We start from the raw sequence: 438 nt of genomic DNA, 5'->3' as shown, positions 1-438 counted from the left end.
GAGCTGCTGTCGGTGGACGATGGCCCGACCCAGTTCAGTCTTGCCGTGCCCGCCACTGTCGAGACGCTGGACTACAGCCGGCTCGCGGCCGATTTCAGCCAGCGCGGCGCCCTGCTGCTGGGCCTGCGCGCGCCCGACGGCGCGCTGCGCTTGAACCCGCCAGCACGCACCGCTGTCGCCGCCGGTGCCATGCTGTACTACCTGGCCGAGCAGCGTGTGCCTGCACAGGCCATTGCGTGGGCCGCGCTGCGCGCCGAATCCCCCATTTCCGCATCGCCACAAGGTGTCTGACGATGAGTTTTTTCAGCAAGTTGTTTGGCCAACCGCAACCGCCGCCGCTGCCGACCTCCGGCACCGGTGCGATCGGGCATGCGCTGCCGTTGGGCCTGCGCGTGGGTGGGCAGGTCGAGATCGATACCACGCTGTACCGCATGGCGC

The 438-nt window shown here is 68.9% G+C and carries 1 protein-coding gene and 1 pseudogene; both read left to right on the top strand.

Annotated elements, in window-relative coordinates; translation table 11 throughout:
• A pseudogene (locus tag OZ10_RS20190) lies at positions 1 to 291 on the top strand (potassium channel protein); the annotation flags it as partial.
• Positions 288 to 438, top strand: a 151-nt coding sequence (locus tag OZ10_RS20765; RefSeq protein ID WP_202903048.1) for a DUF2491 family protein, incomplete at its 3' end; no start/stop codon positions are given. The pseudogene OZ10_RS20190 and the gene OZ10_RS20765, both read left to right, overlap by 4 nt.

It is taken from the genome of Xanthomonas cannabis pv. cannabis, from assembly GCF_000802365.1.
GTDB classification, from domain to species: Bacteria; Pseudomonadota; Gammaproteobacteria; order Xanthomonadales; family Xanthomonadaceae; genus Xanthomonas; species Xanthomonas cannabis.
This window is presented reverse-complemented; position numbering and strand designations above follow the sequence as displayed.